Raw genomic sequence first — 19,513 nt, 5'->3', positions numbered from 1 at the left:
GATCTGGTGGAGATTTGAAAAGGCCCCGGACGCGAGGCGTCCAGGGCCAGGAAATGCTCCGGTCAGACCGTCATGCGCCGGTCTCGCCGCCATTGCCGCCATTGCCGCCGTCGGCGCTGGCGCCGTCGGCTCCGTTGGCGTCGAGAAGCCTCAGCAGGGAACGCAGCTCCTCCAGGGCCGCGTCCGTGACCTCGGGCTCGCCGAGGACGAGTTGATGCAGCACGAGACCGTCGAGCGCGGCGAAGACCAACCGGGTCAGCGCCCGGTCCGCACCGGCCGGCAGCATCCGGCCGAGCTCGCGCTGGGCGGCGTCGAAGTACTCGTCGTACAGCTCGCGGATCTGCGGCAGCAGCTCCGGGCGGCGCCGGGACTCCAGCAGCAGTTCATACTGGAACGCCTGGGTGTCCGGAGTCGCCGTGACCATGTCGGACAGTCCGGTCGAGAAGTCCGCGACCCTGCCGGTGCCGGGCTCGAGCGCGCTGATGCTCAGCGAGGTGCGGATCGTGTGGGCGAGGGCCTCCTCGATCAGCGCGTCGCGCGAGCCGAAGTGATGCACGACGAGCCCGTGGGTGACGCCGGCCTCTTCCGCGACCGCCCGGTAGGTGAGCTTGCGCAGTCCGCCCCGCGCGACGACGCGTACGGCGGCGTTGAGCAGGGCTTCGCGGCCTTCGCCGTACTGCAGGCGCTTGCGGGGCTGTCGGCTCGGGGAGGCGTCCGCGGACTCGGTCATGCAGGCGACCCTATCCAAGCGGACCGCAGGTCACGTTCTCGTGTCATCGCCTGGGCGCGCGGATGCCGCGGAACTCCCAGTCGCCGCCGAGCGCGGTGGACAGCACCTCCTCCGACTCGGTGGGCTGGGCGCCGACGTCGGCACGGACGGCGGTCGGACCGGTGACGACGTGGTTGGTGAGCCGTCCGAGCCCTTCGACCTCGACCTCGACGACGTCGCCGGGCTGGACGGGGCGGGAGTTGGCCGGGGTGCCCGACAGGAGCACGTCGCCGGGGTACAGGGTGATCGTCCGGGCGATGTCGGCGACGAGGTAGTGCATGTCCCACTTCATCTCGTCGGTCGAGCCGTCCTGCACCACCTCGCCGTTGACGTACGTCCGCAGCCGCTTGCCGTGGAAGTCCCAGTCGGTGACCAGTCCGGGGCCGAGCGGGCACAGGGTGTCGGAGCCCTTGACCCGGAGCATGGAGCCGGCGTCGGTGTCGCGGAAGTCGTGCAGTCCGTAGTCGTTGGCGATCGTGTAGCCGGCGATGTACTCCCCCGCCTCGGCCGGGGAGATGTTCCGCGCGGTCCTGCCGATGACGATGGCGACCTCGCCCTCGTAGTTGAGCCACTTGCAGCCCTCCGGGCGCACGATCGCGCCCCGGTGGGAGTTGAGGGAGGAGGTCGGCTTGTGGAAGTAGGTCGGGGCGTCGGGCAGGCCGATGCGGAACTCGTCGACGCGGCTGCGGTGGTTGAGGTGGACGGCGATCACCTTGGAGGGGACCACCGGCGGGAGGTGACGGGCCTCCTCGATCTTGACACGGCGGCCGTCGCCGACGACGAGTTCCTCCCCGTCCCGGACGGTTTCGACGACGGCGCCGTCGACGAGGATGCGGCGGTATTCGGGCATGGCGGCCTTCCTAGGATCGGCGGTGCGGGTGGTGGGGCGCGGCGGTCACGGGGGCTCCCGTGCCGGTCCAGCCGTCGGCAGGGCGGTCGAACCAGAGGTGGACCTGGCCGGTGCCGACGGAGTTCTCGTACTCGCCGTACTGGCGGGCCCCGGCCGTGCAGGCCTGCTCACCGAGGGCGCCGGCCAGCATCAGATAGTGGAAGAACTTCGCCTCGGGCTTGAACTTCCAGAACTCGTCCATGGTGTCGAGGACCTTGTCGTGACGGCCCTCCTTGAACCAGGCGATGCGCTCGCGGTCGGCCTCGCGGGCTTCCGGGGTGCGGATGTGCACCGGGTCGCTGGCCTCGTGGTCGCGGATCTCGCGCAGCGGCCAGAACGTGTGCGAGAGCGCGCCGGAGGCGATGAGCAGGACCCGCCGGCCGGGAGTGGCGGCGATGCCGTCGGCCAGCGCCCGGCCGAGCCGCAGATGATCCTCCATGTCGCCGGTCTGGCAGACCCCGATGCTCACCCACCGCTTGTCGGGCAGCCCCTCGCCGAGGAACTTCCAGAGGTTCGTGGTCGCGTAGTAGACCGGCAGGTAGTCGTCCTCGATCGGGGTGATCCAGGTGCCGTGCCGGTCGGCGAACGAGGCGATGCTGTGGGCGAGTTCGGGATCGCCGGGGAAGTCGTACGGCATCCGGCACATCCCCCGCGGCAGCTCCTCGGAGGTGAAGAGGCCCGCGCGCCGCTGCTGTGCGGTGACGACGAACTCGACGGTGGTCGCCCAGTGGGAGTCGAGAACGACGACGGTGTCGTAGTCGTCCCGCTCGAAGACCTCCCGGCGGAGCCGGCGGAGTCCGGTGACGAGGGTGATCTCCTTGCCCTCGTTCAGCTCCAGCCGGTCGGCCTCCGGGAGCACGATGGTGGGGACATGCGCGAGCAGGCCCGCCCCGACGATCTCACCCATGGTTCGTCCACCCCTCGGGCGCGGTGACGGTGTTCTTCAGGTCGCAGTAGAAGTCGAAGCTCCAGGTGCCGCCCTCGCGGCCGACGCCCGAGAGTCGGGAGCCGCCGAAGGGGGCCTGTAGATCGCGGACGAAGAAGCAGTTGACCCAGACCGTGCCCGCCACCAGCTGTGCGGTGACGCGTTCGGCGCGCTCACGGTCGCCGGTGGCGAGCGTGGCGGCCAGTCCGAAGCGGGTGTCGTTGGCCAGGCGGACGGCTTCTTCTTCGGTGGCGAAGGTCTGCAGGGTCAGGACCGGGCCGAACACCTCCTCCTGGACGATCTCGGAGTCCTGGGCGACGTCGGTGAGAAGGGTGGGCGCGTAGTACTGGTCGCCCTTGAGGTGCCCGCCGATGACCGCGCGCGCCCCGGCCGCGATCGCCCGCCGCACAAAGCCGTCGATCTTCTCCAGCTGGCGGGGGTGGATGTTCGGGCCCAGGTCGGTGGCCTCGTCGCGCGGGTCGCCCTGCGTCAGCCGGGCGGCCTTCTCGACGAACCGGCGGGTGAACTCGTCGGCGATCGTCTCCTCCACCAGGAAGCGGGTGGCGGCCAGGCACACCTGCCCGGCGTTGTCGTACTGCTCCACCGCGAGGTCGACGGCGAGTTCGAGGTCGGCGTCCGCGAACACCAACAGCGGTGACTTGCCGCCGAGTTCGAGGCTCAGCGGGGTCAGGTTGGCCGCGGCCGACGCCGCGATGCGCCTGGCGGTCGGCACCGAGCCGGTGAAGCTGATGCGGCGCACGTCCGGGTGCGAGGTGAGCGCGTCGCCGATCTCCGAACCGTAGCCCTGGACCACGTTCAGCACCCCGGCGGGCAGCCCGGCCGCGGCGGCGATGTCGGCCAGCAGGGAGGCGGTCAACGGCGACCACTCGGCAGGCTTGAGGACGACCGTGTTGCCCGCGGCGAGGGCCGGGGCGACCTTCCAGGTGGCCAGCATCAGGGGCGCGTTCCACGGCGTGATCAGCACGCAGGGTCCCGCCGGATCCCAGCTGACGCGGTTGGTGTGACCGCGTGTCTCGAAGTCCTCGTGGTCCAGCCTCAGCAGCCAGTCCGCGAAGAACCGGAAGTTGTGCGCCACCCGGGGCATCACACCCCGACGGTGGGAGCGCAGCAGGGCGCCGTTGTCATGGGTCTCGACGATCGCGAGCTCTTCGATCCGCTTCTCGACGCCGTCGGCGACGGCGTGCAGGATGCGGGCGCGCTCGGCGGGAGAAGTGGCGGCCCAGGCGGGAAAGGCCTCCTTGGCGGCGGCGACGGCCGCAGCCGCCTCCACCGCCGTACCGCGGGCGATCTCGCCGAGGACGCTTGCGTCGATCGGCGAGACGTCGGTGAAGGTCGCGGCGGAGGCGACGCGCTCACCGCCGATCCAGTGCCGGGTGTCGACGGCGACCCCGGCCACCGTGAGCGTGTGTTCGGTCATGTCCGGTCTCCAAGTCCTGTGATGCGTACGGGGGTCACTCGGCAGACGCTTCGGACGTGCCGGACTCCAGCAGCCGCCCGCCGTCCCAGACCACGCCGACCTGGCGGTAGTACGCGGCAATCGGCTCCCGGATCTCCAGCCGGGCCAGCTCCTCGGTGGGCGCCTCGAACAGCTCCAGCTCGGCGTCGCCCACCCACGGCCGGCCGCCCTCGAACGACGCCGCCCCGGTCTCGATCAGCTCGTCCAGCGCGAGGCCCTTGCCCTTCTCGATGGACGGCAGCCAGCGGTGGTGGGCCATGGGATGAGCGTTGACGAAGCCGTTGGACTCGGCCGGCTCGCGCAGGGTGACCACCGTCTGCGCCAGCCGGCGGTCCGCCGCGGCCAGCGTCGCGCCGAAGCGGGCGCCCGCCTCGATGCGCGGAGCGGGCCCGTACGGATGCGGACGCGTCTGATGGATCGAGCCGAGCTTCTTCGGATAGCCCTGGTGCAGACCGCGGGCGACGGCGAAGTCCTTGTCGACCCAGATGTACACGCACCGCGAGTACGTCCGGCCCCGGTACTTGCAGCGGACGACCGCGAAGGCCTCCTTGTACTGGGCGAGCACCGGGTCGAGCAGCTCCGCTCCGGACGCCGAGCAGGACTGCCAGTCCGCCCAGATCAGCGCCACCGCACCTGGGTCCTCGTCGGCCAACTCCAGGGATTCGGGGAGCAGTTCGCGCACCCGGTCCGGGTCGGTGCGGTACTCGACGGTGAGCAGGTCGCCCGAGTACCGCCAGGGCGGCGAGGGGATCAGCGACGACGAGCCGGTCGCCGTCTTGGGATGGAAGTAACCACGGACGCTGGCCATGACAGGGGTTCCTTACGCGGTGAGGGCGGGCTGCTCGAGCAGTTCGGCGCGGTAGCGGGCGGCGGCGGACACGGCGGCGGGACCGCCGAGGGCGACGACGCCGACCAGCCGGTCGTGGCGGTGGTAGCCGATCAGGGCGTCGCCGTCCGGGTCGCCGTCCAGGACACGGACGTCGTCCTTGCCGAGCCCGGGCGCGCCGAAGGCCTGGAGCCGGAAGTCGTGCTGGTCGCTCCAGAAGGAGGGCAGCGGTGCGAAGGGGGCCGGGTCCGCTTCGGCACCGACGAGGTGGGCGGCCAGCGCCCTGGCCGCGTGCCTGGCGGTGTCGGTGGGGATGCACCAGTGCTCGACGCGGCGCGGCACACCGTCGTAGCGGGCGTTGGGGAAGCGGGCCACATCGCCGACCGCGACGACGTCCGGCCGGCCGCCGACGCGCAGAGCCGCGTCGGTGAGCACGCCGTCGGACAGGTCGAGGTCGTTGCCGTCCAGCCACTCGGTGTTCGCGAGGGAGCCGACCGATTCCAGCACGACGTCCGCGGGCAGGACCGTGCCGTCGTCGAGCGCCACGCCCGTGACCCGGTCGTCGCCCTCGAACCCGGTGACGCCCGTGCCGAGCGCGAAGCGCACTCCGCGTTCCTCGTGCCGCTCGAGCAGGGCACGTGCGACGAGTTCGCCGAGCGGGCCCACCATGGGCAGCGGGAGCGGGTCGACGACGGTCACCTCGGCCACGCCGAGTCCCACGGCGGTGGCGGCGACCTCGCAGCCGATGAAGCCCGCGCCCACGACGACCAGGCGCACGCCCGGTCGGGTCAGCTCCTCCCGCAGGCCCTGGGCGTCGTCGAGGGTGCGGACCGTGTGACGGCCGGCGAGGGGGCCCGGGCAGCGCAGCCGCCGTGGCCGCATGCCGGTGGCGACGACCAGACCGTCGTAGGGGATCGTCTCGCCGTCGTCGAGTTCGACGGTGCGCGCCGACAGGCCGGCAGCGGCGATCCTCGCGCCCAGGCGCCATTGCACGTCGGCCACGCTCGGGCGGAGCCGGAAGGCCAGCGATGCGAAGGGCGCCTTTCCGGCGAGGACCTCCTTGGAGAGCGGCGGCCGGTTGTAGGGCATGTGCGGCTCGTCCCCGACGATCGTGATCGCTCCGGTCCAGCCCGCCGAGCGCAGTTGTTCGGCGGCGCGCAGGCCGGCCATCGAGGCGCCCGCGACGAGGACGCGTCCGGTGGCGGTTTCGGTCATGGGGCCTCAGTCCTCGATCCGGATGGCCTGCAGGGGGCAGACGTCGGCGGCTTCCTCGACTTCGTCGCGCAGGGCGTCGTCGGGGTCGCCGACGTAGCCCAGACGCCCGTTCTCGTCGAGTCGGAAGACGTCGGGCGCGGCGAAGACGCACTGACCGTGGTCCTGGCACTTGTTCATGTCGACGACGACCTTCATGGCCGACCTCCAGTTCATTTGACTCCAAACAACATAGGAAGCGGCCCACCCCTGGTCAATACCTGTCCACCTGGATAATTTTATTGACACCACCCCTTGTGGACCCCTGGACCCCTCCCTATCGTTTGGCACCAAACAACATGGATCGGGGGGCGCCCCCGTCCATCCGCCCCCGAGGAGACATCGGTGAGCGCATCTCAAAAGCCGGACGTCGGCCGGCACCAGGAGCGGCTGGCCGCGGAGGGCATCGACGTGGTCCGGGTGACCTATCCCGATCTCATCGGCACCGACCGCGCCCGTGACGTCCTGCTCGACCAGCTGCCCGCGGCCTGCGCGCACGGGCTCGCCTTCTGTCGCGCCGTCTACCACACCTCACCGCAGGGGGACGTCGTCCCCGTGGCCGGCGGCCTGGACGCGGGCCTGCCCGACATCACCGTCCGCCCGGACCTCGACACCCTGGTCGCGCTGCCCTGGGAGCCCGGGGTCGCCGTCTGTCTCGGCGAGGCCGTGGACGCGGCGACCGGGGCGCCCGCCCCCGAGTCGCCCCGCGACCTGCTGCGCTCGGTGCTCGACCAGTGCGCCGAGCAGGGACTGCGCCCGGTCGTCGGCCCGGAACTCGAATACTTCCTCTGCGACGAGAGTCCGGAGACCGCGACCGGATGGAAGCGCTACTCCGGCGCCACGGGCGCCGTCTACACCTCTGGCCTGCGGGCCGACCCCGACAACCATCTCCTGCGGACCCTGCGCGCCCTGCGCGATCTCCGCATCGGCGCCACCACCGGCAATCACGAGTTCGACGGCGGCCAGTTCGAGATCAATCTGACCCACTCCGAGGCCCTGTCGGCCGCGGACCGCGCGTTCCGTTTCAAGAGCGCCGTCAAGGAGCTGGCCCGCAAGGAGGGCCGACTCGCCACCTTCATGGCCAAGCCGTTCAACGACGCCGGCGGCTCCGGCTTCCACCTCCACCTGTCGTGCGAGGCCTCCGACGAGGAAGGTGCCTACAACACCCTCGACGACCCTTCGGCCCCCTACGGGCTGTCCGCCACCGCGCGCCACGCGATCGCCGGCGTCCTCGCCCACGCACCCGCGCTGGCCGCCCTCGCCAACCCGACGATCAACTCGTACAAGCGCTTCGGCCCGGACACCCTCGCCCCCTGGCTGATCGACTGGGGTCTGGACAACCGCAGCGCCATGGTCCGCATCCCGCCCGAGCGCGGCGCCGGCGCCCGCCTCGAAATGCGGCTGGGCGACGCGAGCGCCAACCCGTATCTGCTGATCGCGGGCACGATCGCCGCCGCGCTGCTCGGCATCCGGGCGGGCGAGGAGCCCCCGGCCCCGCTGGAGGGCTACGGCTACGACCCGTCGCGGGCCGCCGTGCTGCCGACGACCCTGGCCGCCGCCCTCGACGCGCTGGAGGCGGACACCGCACTGGCCGAGGTGCTCGGCAAGGACTTCGCCTCCTCCTACCTCAGCTACAAGCGCAACGAGGTCGAACGCTTCCAACGGCACGTCACCGACTGGGAGTTCACCGAGTACGCCTACCACCTGTGACCTCCGGAGAACCGCACATGACCGAGATCCTCACCCCCGCCGCGAGCGAGCCCATGCGGCTGGCCGACGTCGACCTCGCCGACCTGGACAACTTCACCGACGGCGTCACCCCCTGGCGCATGTTCCACACCCTGCGCCACCAGGACCCGGTGCACTGGCAGCCCGAGGAGGCCCCCAACTCCGGCTTCTGGGCCGTCACCCGGCACGCGGACATCGCCCGCGTCGACCGTGACGCGGAGACCTTCACCTCCATGAAGTTCGTCAACCTCGAAGAGGTCGACGAGGACCAGATCAAGAAACGCGCCTCGATCCTGGAGCTCGACGGAGTCCGCCACCGCGCGCTGCGCAGCCTGCTCCAGCGTCAGTTCGGCGCGAGCGTGATCAACAGCTACGCCGACTTCCTGCGCGGGCTCACCGCGAAGACCCTGGACGCGGCCCTCGCCAAGGGCGGCTTCGACTTCGTCGCCGACGTCTCCGCCGACTTCCCCATCAACGTCCTGGCCCGCCTCCTCGACGTCCCCCCGGAGGACAACCAGCAACTGATCGACTGGGGCAACCGCATCATCGGCAACACCGACCCCGACTATGCGGACGTCCTGCTCGGCAGCGCGGAGAGCGAGAAGTACCGCGATCTGCCCTTCCGCTCCCCCGCCTCGCTCGAAGTCTTCGAGTACGGACGGGAGTTGGCCCGGCAGCGGCGCGGCGGGAACGGCGCCGACCTGGTCTCCAAGCTGGTCAACGAGACCCCGCGCGACGGCGTGCCCCTCTCCTCGCAGGACTTCGACAACTACTTCCTGCTTCTGGTGGTGGCCGGCAACGAGACCACCCGCCACACCATCACCCACTCCATGCTGGCCCTCCTCCAGCACCCCGAGCAGCTCGCCCGGCTCCAGGAGAACCCCGCCCTGATCCCCACCGCCGTCGAGGAGTTCCTGCGCTGGGCCTCCCCCGTCTACCACTTCCGCCGCACCGCCACCCGAGACGTCGAACTCGGCGGCAAGCAGGTCCGGGAGGGCGACAAGGTCGTCATGTGGTACGCGTCCGGCAACCGCGACGAGGAAGTCTTCGGCAACCCCTACGACTTCGACGTCGCCCGCGCCGACAACGACCACGTCACCTTCGGCAAGGGCAGCCCCCACCTGTGCCTGGGCAACCTGCTCGCCCGCACCGAGATCCGCATCATGTTCGAGGAGCTCATTCCCCGCATCGCCGACATCCGGCTGGCCGGCGCCGTCCCCCGAGTGCGCTCGAACTTCGTCAACGGCATCAAGAAACTGCCGGTCGAGGTGACCCTCGCCTGACCCGGACCCGGACCCGGACCCGGACCCGGACCCGGACCTGGCCCCGGACCCGCTCCCCCTACCTGTGAGGATCCACGATGCCCACTCCCCGTATGCAGCTCGTCCTCAGCGAGAACTGGACCATGACCGGCGGCCGCGCGGATCTGCCGACCGTGGTCCGCTGGGCGCGCGAGGCCGAGGACGCCGGATTCGACGCCGTCATGATCAGCGAGCACATCGTGCTCGGCCCGGACGCCGGGGCCGACGGCATCATGGGCAATCCCCGCGACTACGCGCTGCCCGGCAACCAGGACCCCTCCATGCCCTGGCCCAACTCCCTGATCCTGCTCGCCGCCATCGCCTCCGTCACCGAGCGGGTGGGCCTCGCCGCTTCGGCGGTGATCGCCCCTCTGCGCCACCCGCTGCTCCTGGCGCGCGAGCTCGGCACCCTCGATCTCCTCTCCGAGGGCCGGCTGACGGTGCTGCCCAACGTCAGCTGGAGCCGCGACGAATACGACGCCCTCGGCGTCCCGTTCACCCGACGCGGCAGGCTCCTCGACGAGCACCTGGAGATCTGGGCGAAGCTGTGGGGGCCGTCTCCGGTGTCCCATCACAGCGAGCACTACAGCTTCCAGGACGTCTACTTCGAGCCCAAGGCCCATCGCCCGAGCGGGCCCCGGCTGTGCTTCGGCGGGGCGGGCATGCACGAGGCGATGGTCCGCCGGATCGTCCGGTACGGCCATGCCTTCAACCCGCTCGGGCAGGTGCAGCCCGAGGAGATGCAGCGGCTCAAGGAGGCGATGGCCGCCGCGGGGCGGGACATCGCCGAGCTGGAGGTGATCGGCGGCACCCGCGCGGTCTTCCCCGACGACTCCTCCTGCGCCGACCTCGCGCAGGCTCTCGAGCCGATCCCCCGGCAGCTGGCGCAGGGCTTCACGACCTTCTGCATCAAGCCCTCGCAGTTCACGGACGACCCGCGCGCGGTGGGCGCGTTCTGCCGCGAGGTGATGCGCCGTGTGGAGTCCATGACCGCGTGACGGCGGCGACGCGGGTGCGGGCCGCCGCCGTCACCGCGTGGAGGGGCGGCGCAGGTGGGTGGCCAGGGGCCCTGATCTGGCAAGGCCCGCAGATCCTCGAGACTGATGCCGGCGGGCGTCGGGAAAGCTTGGGTGGAGCGACATTATGCTGGTGGAATGGTTGAGTCGCTGCCTTCCGCGGTCACGGGTCGGTGGCGGCGGAGCGCCGGGTTCATCGTTCGCGTCGGGCGTCGCACGCTCGTGGAATCGCTGTTTCTCCTTACCGCGCCGTTGAGCGCCGTTGTCGGTCTGCTGCTGGTGGTCGGCGGCCTGTGCGTCGCAACGGTCGGTTCGTTGTTGCCGAGCGGGGCGCCCGTCACCACCCGGGCGCTGGCGCTAGCGCGGTGGCCCGGCGATCTGGAGTGGTGGCGGATCGGCAAGGTGCGCTTCCGGACGGGCGGGGCACAGGGCGCGGGCCGGCGGCCGAGGTCGAAGGAGACGGCGGATACGGCTGATCCGGGGCTGTGGCTCGACCTGGCGCACGCGGTGCTGGTGCTCCCCGTCGTCCTGGTCACCTCGGTGGTGACGGTGTTGTGGTGGTTCGTGGGAGTCGCGACCGCCACGTACCCCCTGCGCAGCGAGGTCGCGCCTGAGCCGCTGCGACCGATGCCCCTGACCCTGTACGCGGGCAGCAACCGGTCCCACATCTCCCTGAGCCTGGGGCTGACGTCGCCGGCCGAGCGGCTCGCCTTCGCGATCACGCTGGCTGTGCTGCTGCTGTCCACCCTGCCGCTGATGACCCGGGTGTGCGTCGCCGCCCAGGCTGGTCTTGGGCAGGCGCTGCTTTCCAACATGTCCGCGTTGCATCGCAGGATCAGCGGTCCGGAGCAGGAGCGCGACACCGCCCGCGCGCAGGCCGTCGCAGCGGTGACGGCCGAGGCCACCGCCCTGCGCCGGCTCGAACGTGACATCCACGACGGGCCCCAACAGCAGCTGGTCCGGCTGGCGATGGAACTGGGCCGCGCCCAGCATCACTTCGACCGTGATCCGGAACTCGTCCGGGTCGCACTCGCCGACGCGGTCGTCCAGACTCAGCAGGCGCTGGACGAGCTGCGGGCTCTGTCACGAGGCATCGCCCCGCCGATCCTCGCCGACCGAGGGCTGCGGGAGGCGCTCACCGCCTTGGCCGCGCGCTGCGTCGTCGCCGCAGAACTCGACGTCGGTCCCATCGGCCGTCGGCTGGACGACGCCGTCGAGACGGCCGCGTATTTCGTGGTCGCCGAGGCGCTGACGAACGTGGCCAAGCACAGCCACGCCCGCCGGTGCATGGTCGGAATGCGCCGTGCCGAGGGAGTTCTGCGGGTGTGGGTGACGGACGACGGGGTGGGCGGAGCGACCTCCGCCAAAGGACACGGACTGCAGGGGTTGGCCGACCGGGTGCAGGCGGTCGGCGGCCGCCTGCGGATCAGCAGTCCCGAGTACGGTCCGACGACGGTCACCGCGGAGCTGCCATGTCGCTGACCTCGGGCGGAACAAGGCCTGACACACCGCCTGGCGCGCACTCGGCTCCTGCGGCCCGGGATCCACTGCGGATCGTCGTCGCCGATGACGCGGTGCTGCTGCGCGAGGGCCTGGTCCGCCTGCTCGCCGAGGACGGCCACGAGGTCGTGGCGGCGGTGGGGGACGGCCCAGCCCTGGTCGAGGCGGTGCTCGCGCACCGCCCGGACGTGTCGGTCGTCGATGTGCGGATGCCGCCGACGCATACGGACGAGGGCCTGCGGGCGGCGATCACCGCCCGCGGACAGTTGCCCGGCTCTCCGATGCTGGTGCTCAGCCAGTATGTGGAGGTGTCCTACGCATCTGATCTGCTCGCGGATGGTTTCGGTGCCGTCGGCTATCTGCTGAAGGACCGGGTCGCCAAGGTCGAGGAGTTCCTGGACGCCCTGTACCGGGTCGCCCGTGGTGCGACGGTGCTCGACCCTCAGGTCGTCGCCCGGTTACTGGCCGTACAGCGCCGGGACGACCCGCTGGGCGTACTGACCGCGCGTGAACGGCAGTTGCTGGCTCTGATGGCCGAGGGCCATTCCAACTCGGCCATTGCCCGGCGGCTGGTGCTCTCCGGCAGCGCGGTGGAGAAGCACATCGGCAATGTCTTCGCGAAGCTCGGTCTGCCGCCCGACGACGCCCAGCACCGCCGGGTGCTCGCCGTTCTCGCCTACCTCAACGCCTGATGGGCCATCACCATCCACCCTTGATTCTCTCCGCCCGCCCGCATGACGCGGATCACGTCCGAGGTGTGGCAGGCCATACCCCAAGTGGATGGCGGACCGCAGTGACCGGGTGAGCGCCGGCGCGAAATAGTCGTCATCACGCGCCATGGTGGCGATCAGTAGGGGGAAAAAATGAGACATCGTCTTGTGAGAGTGTTGGGGGCGGCGGTCGCGGTGGGCAGTGCGGTGTTGGGGGTGCTGTCACCCGCACACGCCGATTCGGCTGTTGCCAAGGGCGACGCCCAACGCGCTGCGGACGTAACTGCGTCCGTACTGCCGAATGCGCGATTCGTGCTTGCCGGGTTCGGGCTCGCCAACAGTTGGCGGGTCGATCGCCATCCGCGATTCATGGCCGACATCACCGGTGACGGGCGCGCGGACATCGTCGGTTTCGGTGACACCGAGGTCCAGACCGCCGTGGCTCGCGGGGACGGCACATTCGCGCTTGCGGGCGGTACCGCCGGTCTCGGATACGGCAACGGCTGGCGGGTCGGTCGGCATCCCCGCTTCGTCACCGACGTCACCGGTGACGGGCGCGCGGACATCATCGCCATCGGCGATGACGGGGTCTACACGGCCATCTCCCGTGGGGACGGCACATTCGGCCCGGCCCAGTTCGCGCTGAACGCCTTCGGGGCGAACACGAGGCTGCCCAGCGAGTTCTTCACCGGAGACGTCAACGGGGACGGCCGTACCGATCTCATCGGCATCAGCGATCGCCGGGTGGACATCGCCTTGGCGCAGGGAAACGGCGGGTTCGCCGCGCCCATACTCGCCACCACCGAGTTCACCACCGTCATCAGCACGTTCAGCAACTTCCGGGTCGTCGATGTCACCGGCGACGGACGCGCGGAGATCCTGGCGGTCAAGTTCGACACGTCAGCGCACATCGTGTCGGCCAGTCCGAGGAATGACGGAACTTACGCCGCGTCGCGGCGCGCGCAAACGAACGCGACATCAGCATTCCAGCTCATGGACGCGGTGACCGACGTCACCGGCGACGGCCGCGCCGACATCGTCGCATTCGGCCAGATCGAGCCTCAGTCGTACGTCGCGGTATCCAATGGAGACGGCACATTCGCCGACTTCAGAGTCGCCAGCAACGACTTCGGGGCGGGAGCAGGCTGGCGTGGTGACCGGCCTGAATTCGTGGCCGACATCACCGGAGACCGGCGCGGCGACATCGTCGGGTTCGGCACCGACGGGGTCTGGACGGCCAACGCGCTCGGCAACGGCACCTTCGGGACTCCGCAGCGCGTCGTCACGGACCTCGGATTCAACCAGGGCTGGCGAAACGCTCAGCATCCCCGCCTCGTGGCCGACATCACCGGCGACGGACGCGCGGACCTCATCGGGTTCGGCCAGGCCGGGGTCTACACGGCTGTGGCCCTCGGGGACGGCAGCTTCGGATAGTCGACGGAGCCTGGCGCTCCGTGAGCACAACCAGGGACAGGCCCCCGACCTTGAGGTGAGTCTCTCGTGACGGACAGCGGTCACGGCTGACCGATCGCCTCCGCAGTCGCGGCATCCCGGATCTACGAGGGCCCAGCCGGCGTCATGCCGACTGGGCCCTCTCACCTGAGCGGATGAGATGAGCGTCTGCTCCGGCGCCAACTGCACCCTCAAGCTCAGGACGCGGAGGCGCCCCACACCGCCCGGTACCCGGCCCGGTAGTCCGTGGAGCTCTCGAACAACGCCCCCTCGGCCGGCAGGTTGTCGTCCTTCGTGACGAGCGACCACCCCAGGCCCGAGGGGGCCGGCTGCGCGCCGGCGAACACCCGGTTCAGCGCGTCGGCCGCGGAGTACGCCAGCCGGCCGAGCGACGACCCGATGCACATCTGAACGCCTCTGCCCGTGCGCAGCGCGGACAGGGTGTCCTGCGAGCACTCCCCGCCGGCGGCGATCAGCCCGGGCCGGTTCGCCGTCGCCAGCGCCTGTTGGATCCCCGCGGTCACGATGAAGTCCTCGTCGACCGCCACCGCGTCGGCCTGCGGGGCCTTCAGCAGCGCGGACTCGAACTTCTGCCGGATCTGCGGGATGTCCTCGGGGGTGATGTCCACGGTGCCGACCACGCTGCACCCCTTACAGGTCGCGATCTCCTCGGTGAAGCCCTCGGCGAGGTACTCGCCCAGGGCCACCCCGCGGAAGCGCACATGCACCACCTTGGCCCTGCCCTTGGACTGCGCGATGATCCAGTCCGCCCGCAGCCTGCCCTGCTGCCGCAGGAACTCCGCGGTGGACGGCACGGTGGAGACAAAGGTCGCGTTGCCGTCGAACATCGACGCGCCCCCGCCCTGCCGAGGATCGCTGCAGTCGAAGGCCGACATTCCGACGATCTTCGTTCCGGCGCTCCTGGCCTCGGCCAGCGCCGCCTTCACCGGGGCGCAGTCGACCGCGTCGAGGATGATGCCCGACGCCTTCGCGGCGACGGCCTGACGCACACACGCGGCCCAGGCTCCGCCCGCGTTGTTGCGCCCGTCGCAGACCGACACCTTCCAGCCCAGGGCCTGCCCGGCCTCCTTCAGGCTCTTCGTCATGACCGCGATGTTGGGCACCTGCTCGAACGCGGACACGATCCAGACGTTCCTGCCCTGGACCGCGCTCGGTCCGGTGGTGGGGACCGGCCCGTCGATTCCCTTGACGGCGGCCTGCACGGCGGCCGTGGCGGCGGCGGGCGCCGTGCCTCCTGCGGAGGAGCCTCCTGCGGTCGAGCCGGTGGCGTCGGCGCCGGTCGACGAGCAGGCCGTCGTGCCCAGCACGCAGGCGACGGCGGCGGCGAGTACGGCTCGGCGAAGCGGGGATGAGTTGCGGTTCATGATCGCTCGTTCCTGTCCTGGGTGAGTGCGTCCGCGGCACGGTGGACAGGAGTGTGCGACCCGGTGCCTCCCCCCGATTGACGCCCACGGCACAGCGGTTGACCGCCACGGCAGTCCTGGACGGAGGCGAGCCGCGCGGCCGGTCCAGGTCTGCGCCGAGGCCGGTGCCGAGGACTCGCCGAGGGCTGTGCCGCGCCGGTCAACAGCAACGCCCTGACGGTCAACACCGTCGAAGAGGCCCCGGTCACACTCGACAGCCAGACACCCAGGGAAGGTGAACCGAAAATGAATCCCTTCGATTCAGCCGTGAGTCTGGCCCGCGCCGTCAGGTCCAGGCAGCTCAGCCCGGTGGAGCTCGCAGAAGCGTACCTGCGCCGCGTCGACCGCCACGACCCGCAGCTCAACGCCTTCGTGTGGCGCAACGACGAGGACGTCCTGCGCGCCGCGAAGGAGGCCGAACGCGCGGTCATGTCCGGCGACGAGCTGCCGCCCTTCCACGGGGTGCCGATCCCGGTCAAGGATCTCAACTCGGTGGCCGGACAGCCGAACACCTTCGGCTCGGCCGGCACCTCGGACGCGCCGAGCGAGGAGACGGACCTCAGCGTCGAGCGGCTGCTGGACGCGGGGTTCCTTCTGATGGGACGGACGAACACCCCGGAGATGGGCCCCATGTCCGTCACGGAGAACCGCCGCTACGGCGTCACCCACAACCCGTGGGATCCACGCTTCAGCCCAGGCGGATCCAGCGGGGGCGCCGCCGCCGCGGTGGCCGCCGGTCTCGCCCCGCTGGCCCAGGCGTCCGACGGCGGCGGCTCGATCCGTATGCCGTCCTCGGCCTGTGGCCTGGTGGGTCTCAAACCGAGCCGGGGGCGGGTGCCCATGCGGGTGCCGGCCTGGGAGCACTCGGCGACGGACGGCGCCATCACACGCCATGTCGAGGACGCGGCCGCCGTCCTCGACGTCATGTCGACCCCGGACCTCCTGGGCTGGTACCACGCCCCCGTCCCGCACCGGCCCTTCGCCGACGAGGTGGGAAGGGACGCCGGACGGCTCCGGATCGGGCTGCTGCTGTCCGCCCCGACCGGAGTGCCGGTGGACGAGGAGTGCGTCGCGGCGGCCACCTCGCTCGCCCGCACCCTCGAAGGCCTCGGCCACGAGGTCACCCCCGTCACACCGCGCTTCTTCTCCCAGGAGGCGGCCCAGGCGTACATCGAGCTCGTCATCCCGTCCGCGCTGCACCTCGTGTCCTACGAGCGGCCCGAGCTCGCCGAGCCCTATCTGCAGGAGCTGCGCGCCCTCGCCCTGACCCGCAACATCGCCGAGTACGCCCGGGGAATGGCGCTCCTGCACCGGGAGTCCCGGGAGGTCGTGGCGCAGTGGGGCCGTGACTTCGACGTCCTGCTGACCCCGACCATGGCCTGCACTCCCCCGCCCGTCGGCACCGTCGTCCAGGAGAAGAACGCCGATCCGACCGGGTTCCGGCTGACCGAGACCCAGATGATCTCCTTCACGTTCTTCGCCAACCTGACCGGCCTGCCGGCGATCAGCCTCCCCGTGCACCGCACCGCCGCGGGCCTCCCGGTGGGGGCGCAACTGGTGGGCGGCCCGTTCGACGAGGCCACCTTGATCCGGCTCGCCGCTTCCGTGGAGCCGCTGTACGCGTGGACCACCGCGGTCCCGGACGGCCTGCGATGAACGCCCCGCCCGAACCCGCCGTCCAGCCCGCCGTCCGACTCACCGGTATCCACAAGTCCTTCGGCGGCGTGCCCGTCCTGCGCGGGATCTCGCTCGACGTCCGTTCCGGATCCCTGCACGCGCTGCTCGGCGGCAACGGGTCGGGAAAGTCCACCACGTTGAAGATCCTGGCCGGGGCGCATCGCGCGGCGCCCGGCGGCGCCATCCGGATCCACGGCAAGGAGCATCCGACCGCCCACTACTCCCCCGCGCGGGCTCGCGCGGCCGGCCTGCGCTTCGTCCACCAGGATCTGGGCCTCGTCCCGGATCTCACCGTCGGCGAGAACTTCGCCCTCGAAGGCGGCTTTCCGCGCCGGTTGGGGACCGCCGTCGACTGGCGGGCGCTGTATCGCAGGACGCAGGAGCATCTGGACCGGGCCCGGGTGGCCGTCGACGCGCGCACGCCGGTGGGGTCCCTGCGTCCCAGCGACCGCACGCTGGTGGCCATCGCCCGCGCCCTGCGCGACGACGACCCCGCGATCACCCTCGTCCTCGACGAACCCACGGCCCGGTTGCCCCAGCACGAGGTCGATCTGCTGCTGCAGTCGCTGCGCGAGTGCCGCGAACGCGGTCAGACGATCATCTACGTCAGTCACCGGCTCGCCGAGGTCCTGGAGATCGCCGACCATGTGAGCGTGCTGCGCGACGGCGTGGTGACGGCGGACGTCCCCCGGTCCCGCACCGACCGGGCGGGCCTGATCGAGGCGATCACCGGCGCGACGCTCCCCGAGCCGGGGCCCGGAGCCGGAGTCGGAGTCAGGCGCCCGGAGAGCGTCGGGCCGCCGCTGTTGCGCGTACGCGCCCTGTCGGCCGGTGCCGTGCGGGCGGCGGATCTACGGGTGGCCGCCGAAGAGGTGGTGGGGGTCGCGGGCCTCGTCGGCTCCGGACGCACCTCTCTTCTGCGCGCCTTGTTCGGGGACCTGCGCGTCCGCGGCGGATCCGTCGAGCTGGCGGGCCGGCCGGTCACCGTGAGCGATCCGCCCGCCGCGATGCGGCTGGGCATCGCGATGATCCCGGAGGACCGGGGCGCGGACGCGAGCTTCATGGACCGACCGCTGTGGGAGAACATCTGCGCGGCCGGCCTGGGCGAGCACTGGCACGGCTGGCGGATCGACAAGCGCCGCGAGCGCGCCGAAGCCACCGCTCTCGTCGCCCGCTACGGGGTGAAGGCGGCCTCGCCCGACATCACGTTCGCCGCTCTCTCGGGCGGCAACCAGCAGAAGGCGGTGCTGGCCCGCTGGTTCCGCGGCTCCCCGCGGCTGCTGCTGCTCGACGAGCCGACCCAGGGTGTGGACGCGGCGGCCCGAGCGGACATCCACCGGTTCGTCCGCAGCCATGTGGCGGACGGCAACGCGGCCCTCGTGGCCAGTTCCGACTTCGAGGAACTGGCGGAACTCTGCGACCGGGTGATCGTCCTGCGCGAGGGGCGGACCGTCGCGGAACTCATCGGCGCGGAGCTCACCGAGTCCCGCATCTCCCAGTCGGCGCAACAGGATCGGACGGACGAACATGTCGACGCGCCTTGAATCCCCGGACCGGCAGCAGACCGTCACGGCGCCCGCCGAGCGGCCGACGCCCCTTCGGCATCGGCTCCTCGGACCCCGGTACGCCCTGACGCTGGTGCTGATCGCCATGATCGTCGCCTTCTCGGTGCTGCCCGCCTCGGGCACCGCTTTCCGCAGCCCGGAGAACATCCAGGCGATGCTCGCCAACCAGGCGGTGGGCCTGACGGTCGCCCTCGCCCTGCTGTTCCCCATGGCGGCCGGCTACTTCGACTTCTCGGTCGGGGCCGTGACGGCGATGTCCTCGGTGGTCGCGGCGACGGCGCTGTCCCGCTTCGGGCTTCCCCTGCCGGTCGCCGTGACGCTGGCGATCGTGTCGGGAGCACTCGTGGGCCTGCTGCTGGGCATCCTGGTGGCGGTCTGGGACATGAACGGCTTCATCGCCACGCTGGGCGCCGCCACCCTGCTCGGCGGGGTGATCTTCGCCTACACGGGAGGACTGCAGATCACCGACGGCATCCCCGCCGGCCTGACCGACCAGGGTTCCCTCGACATCGTCGGCGTGCCGCGGATCGCCGTACTGGCCGCAGTGCTGGCCGCGGCCGCGTGGTTCGTCACGAGCCACACCCCGTTCGGACGGCAGCTCTTCGCGACCGGGTCGAACGCGCGGGCGGCGGAGCTGGTCGGCGTGCGGGTCGTCCGGGTGCGGCTGCTGTCGTTCGTGCTGTCGGGCACGATGGCGGGGATCGCCGGGGTGCTGCTGCTGGCCCGGCAGGGCGCGGCCACCTCCGACAACGGCATGACCATGCTCTTCCCGGCGCTCACCGCCGTGCTGCTCAGCACCATCACCCTCGACCTGGGCCGGCCATCGGTGGCCGGCACCGTGATCGGCATTCTGTTCGTCGCCGTCAGCGTCAGCGGCCTCACCCTGCTCGGCGCGCCCGCATGGGTGGGGCCGGTGTTCAACGGTGGCGCGCTGCTGGCGGCGGTGGCCTTCACCCGGCTCGCGGCGGGAGCTGTTCGTTCGGGATGAAACGAGCTACTCTCC

At 71.1% G+C, this 19,513-nt stretch carries 17 protein-coding genes; 9 read left to right on the top strand and 8 right to left on the bottom strand.

All coding sequences use genetic code 11. From position 1 onward, the window contains the following. Positions 1-70: 70 nt before the first annotated feature. From ABZ725_RS07730 to ABZ725_RS07700, 7 genes are read right to left on the bottom strand one after another with little or no spacing between them, the layout of a single operon-like run. Positions 71-730: a TetR family transcriptional regulator gene (locus ABZ725_RS07730; protein WP_358801829.1), complete on the bottom strand. Its 660-nt coding sequence runs from the start codon at positions 728-730 to the stop codon at positions 71-73. Between the two features lie 43 nt (positions 731-773). Then, on the bottom strand, positions 774-1,619 hold the full coding sequence (locus tag ABZ725_RS07725; protein WP_358801828.1) for a fumarylacetoacetate hydrolase family protein: 846 nt from the start codon (positions 1,617-1,619) through the stop codon (positions 774-776). A 10-nt stretch (positions 1,620-1,629) separates the two neighbouring features. Then, the gene (locus tag ABZ725_RS07720) at positions 1,630-2,565 is read right to left on the bottom strand and encodes a 3,4-dihydroxyphenylacetate 2,3-dioxygenase (RefSeq protein WP_358801827.1); all 936 of its coding nucleotides are present in this window, start codon (positions 2,563-2,565) and stop codon (positions 1,630-1,632) included. Continuing rightward, positions 2,558-4,021: an aldehyde dehydrogenase gene (locus ABZ725_RS07715; RefSeq protein WP_358801826.1), complete on the bottom strand. Its 1,464-nt coding sequence runs from the start codon at positions 4,019-4,021 to the stop codon at positions 2,558-2,560. The genes ABZ725_RS07720 and ABZ725_RS07715 overlap by 8 nt, the downstream gene beginning before the upstream one ends. A 34-nt stretch (positions 4,022-4,055) precedes the next feature. After that, entirely contained in the window at positions 4,056-4,868 is an 813-nt protein-coding gene (locus ABZ725_RS07710; protein ID WP_358801825.1) for an acetoacetate decarboxylase family protein, read from the bottom strand. A gap of 12 nt (positions 4,869-4,880) precedes the next feature. Next, positions 4,881-6,101, bottom strand: a complete 1,221-nt coding sequence (locus ABZ725_RS07705; RefSeq protein WP_358801824.1) for an FAD-dependent oxidoreductase — start codon at positions 6,099-6,101, stop codon at positions 4,881-4,883. 6 nt (positions 6,102-6,107) lie between these two features. Further along, positions 6,108-6,296, bottom strand: a complete 189-nt coding sequence (locus ABZ725_RS07700; RefSeq protein WP_232655021.1) for a ferredoxin — start codon at positions 6,294-6,296, stop codon at positions 6,108-6,110. A gap of 186 nt (positions 6,297-6,482) precedes the next feature. Here ABZ725_RS07700 and ABZ725_RS07695 point away from each other — a divergent pair, with 186 nt between their 5' ends. The 6 genes from ABZ725_RS07695 (at position 6,483) to ABZ725_RS07670 (ending at position 13,826) form a co-directional block, all read left to right on the top strand. Beyond that, positions 6,483-7,847, top strand: coding sequence for a glutamine synthetase family protein (locus ABZ725_RS07695; protein WP_358801823.1), 1,365 nt, complete (start codon positions 6,483-6,485; stop codon positions 7,845-7,847). A 17-nt stretch (positions 7,848-7,864) separates the two neighbouring features. Then, complete coding sequence (locus ABZ725_RS07690) at positions 7,865-9,148, top strand: cytochrome P450 (protein ID WP_358801822.1); 1,284 nt, start codon at positions 7,865-7,867, stop codon at positions 9,146-9,148. A gap of 77 nt (positions 9,149-9,225) precedes the next feature. Next, positions 9,226-10,164 (top strand): TIGR03619 family F420-dependent LLM class oxidoreductase, encoded by a 939-nt coding sequence (locus tag ABZ725_RS07685; RefSeq protein WP_358801821.1) that lies wholly within the window; start codon positions 9,226-9,228, stop codon positions 10,162-10,164. 105 nt (positions 10,165-10,269) lie between these two features. Beyond that, on the top strand, positions 10,270-11,664 hold the full coding sequence (locus tag ABZ725_RS07680; RefSeq protein ID WP_358801820.1) for a sensor domain-containing protein: 1,395 nt from the start codon (positions 10,270-10,272) through the stop codon (positions 11,662-11,664). Between the two features lie 65 nt (positions 11,665-11,729). Continuing rightward, complete coding sequence (locus ABZ725_RS07675; RefSeq protein ID WP_351919500.1) at positions 11,730-12,374, top strand: response regulator transcription factor; 645 nt, start codon at positions 11,730-11,732, stop codon at positions 12,372-12,374. A gap of 213 nt (positions 12,375-12,587) precedes the next feature. After that, the gene (locus ABZ725_RS07670; protein ID WP_358801819.1) at positions 12,588-13,826 is read left to right on the top strand and encodes a VCBS repeat-containing protein; all 1,239 of its coding nucleotides are present in this window, start codon (positions 12,588-12,590) and stop codon (positions 13,824-13,826) included. Between the two features lie 215 nt (positions 13,827-14,041). Here ABZ725_RS07670 and ABZ725_RS07665 read toward each other — a convergent pair whose 3' ends face one another. Beyond that, positions 14,042-15,229, bottom strand: coding sequence for a substrate-binding domain-containing protein (locus ABZ725_RS07665; RefSeq protein ID WP_358801818.1), 1,188 nt, complete (start codon positions 15,227-15,229; stop codon positions 14,042-14,044). 285 nt (positions 15,230-15,514) lie between these two features. Between ABZ725_RS07665 and ABZ725_RS07660 the strand changes: the two genes are divergently transcribed. The 3 genes from ABZ725_RS07660 to ABZ725_RS07650 are packed head-to-tail and all read left to right on the top strand — an operon-like array spanning position 15,515 to position 19,498. Beyond that, positions 15,515-16,924, top strand: a complete 1,410-nt coding sequence (locus ABZ725_RS07660; protein ID WP_358801817.1) for an amidase — start codon at positions 15,515-15,517, stop codon at positions 16,922-16,924. Continuing rightward, the gene (locus ABZ725_RS07655) at positions 16,921-18,489 is read left to right on the top strand and encodes a sugar ABC transporter ATP-binding protein (RefSeq protein ID WP_358801816.1); all 1,569 of its coding nucleotides are present in this window, start codon (positions 16,921-16,923) and stop codon (positions 18,487-18,489) included. The genes ABZ725_RS07660 and ABZ725_RS07655 overlap by 4 nt, the downstream gene beginning before the upstream one ends. Continuing rightward, positions 18,473-19,498 carry an ABC transporter permease gene (locus ABZ725_RS07650; protein WP_358801815.1) on the top strand — a complete coding sequence of 342 codons (1,026 nt, stop codon included), beginning with the start codon at positions 18,473-18,475 and terminating at the stop codon, positions 19,496-19,498. Before ABZ725_RS07655 ends, ABZ725_RS07650 begins: the two co-directional genes overlap by 17 nt. The last annotated feature ends 15 nt before the right edge of the window (positions 19,499-19,513 follow it).

The organism is Streptomyces sp. NPDC006872 (assembly GCF_040635845.1).
GTDB lineage: Bacteria > Actinomycetota > Actinomycetes > Streptomycetales > Streptomycetaceae > Streptomyces.
This window is presented reverse-complemented; position numbering and strand designations above follow the sequence as displayed.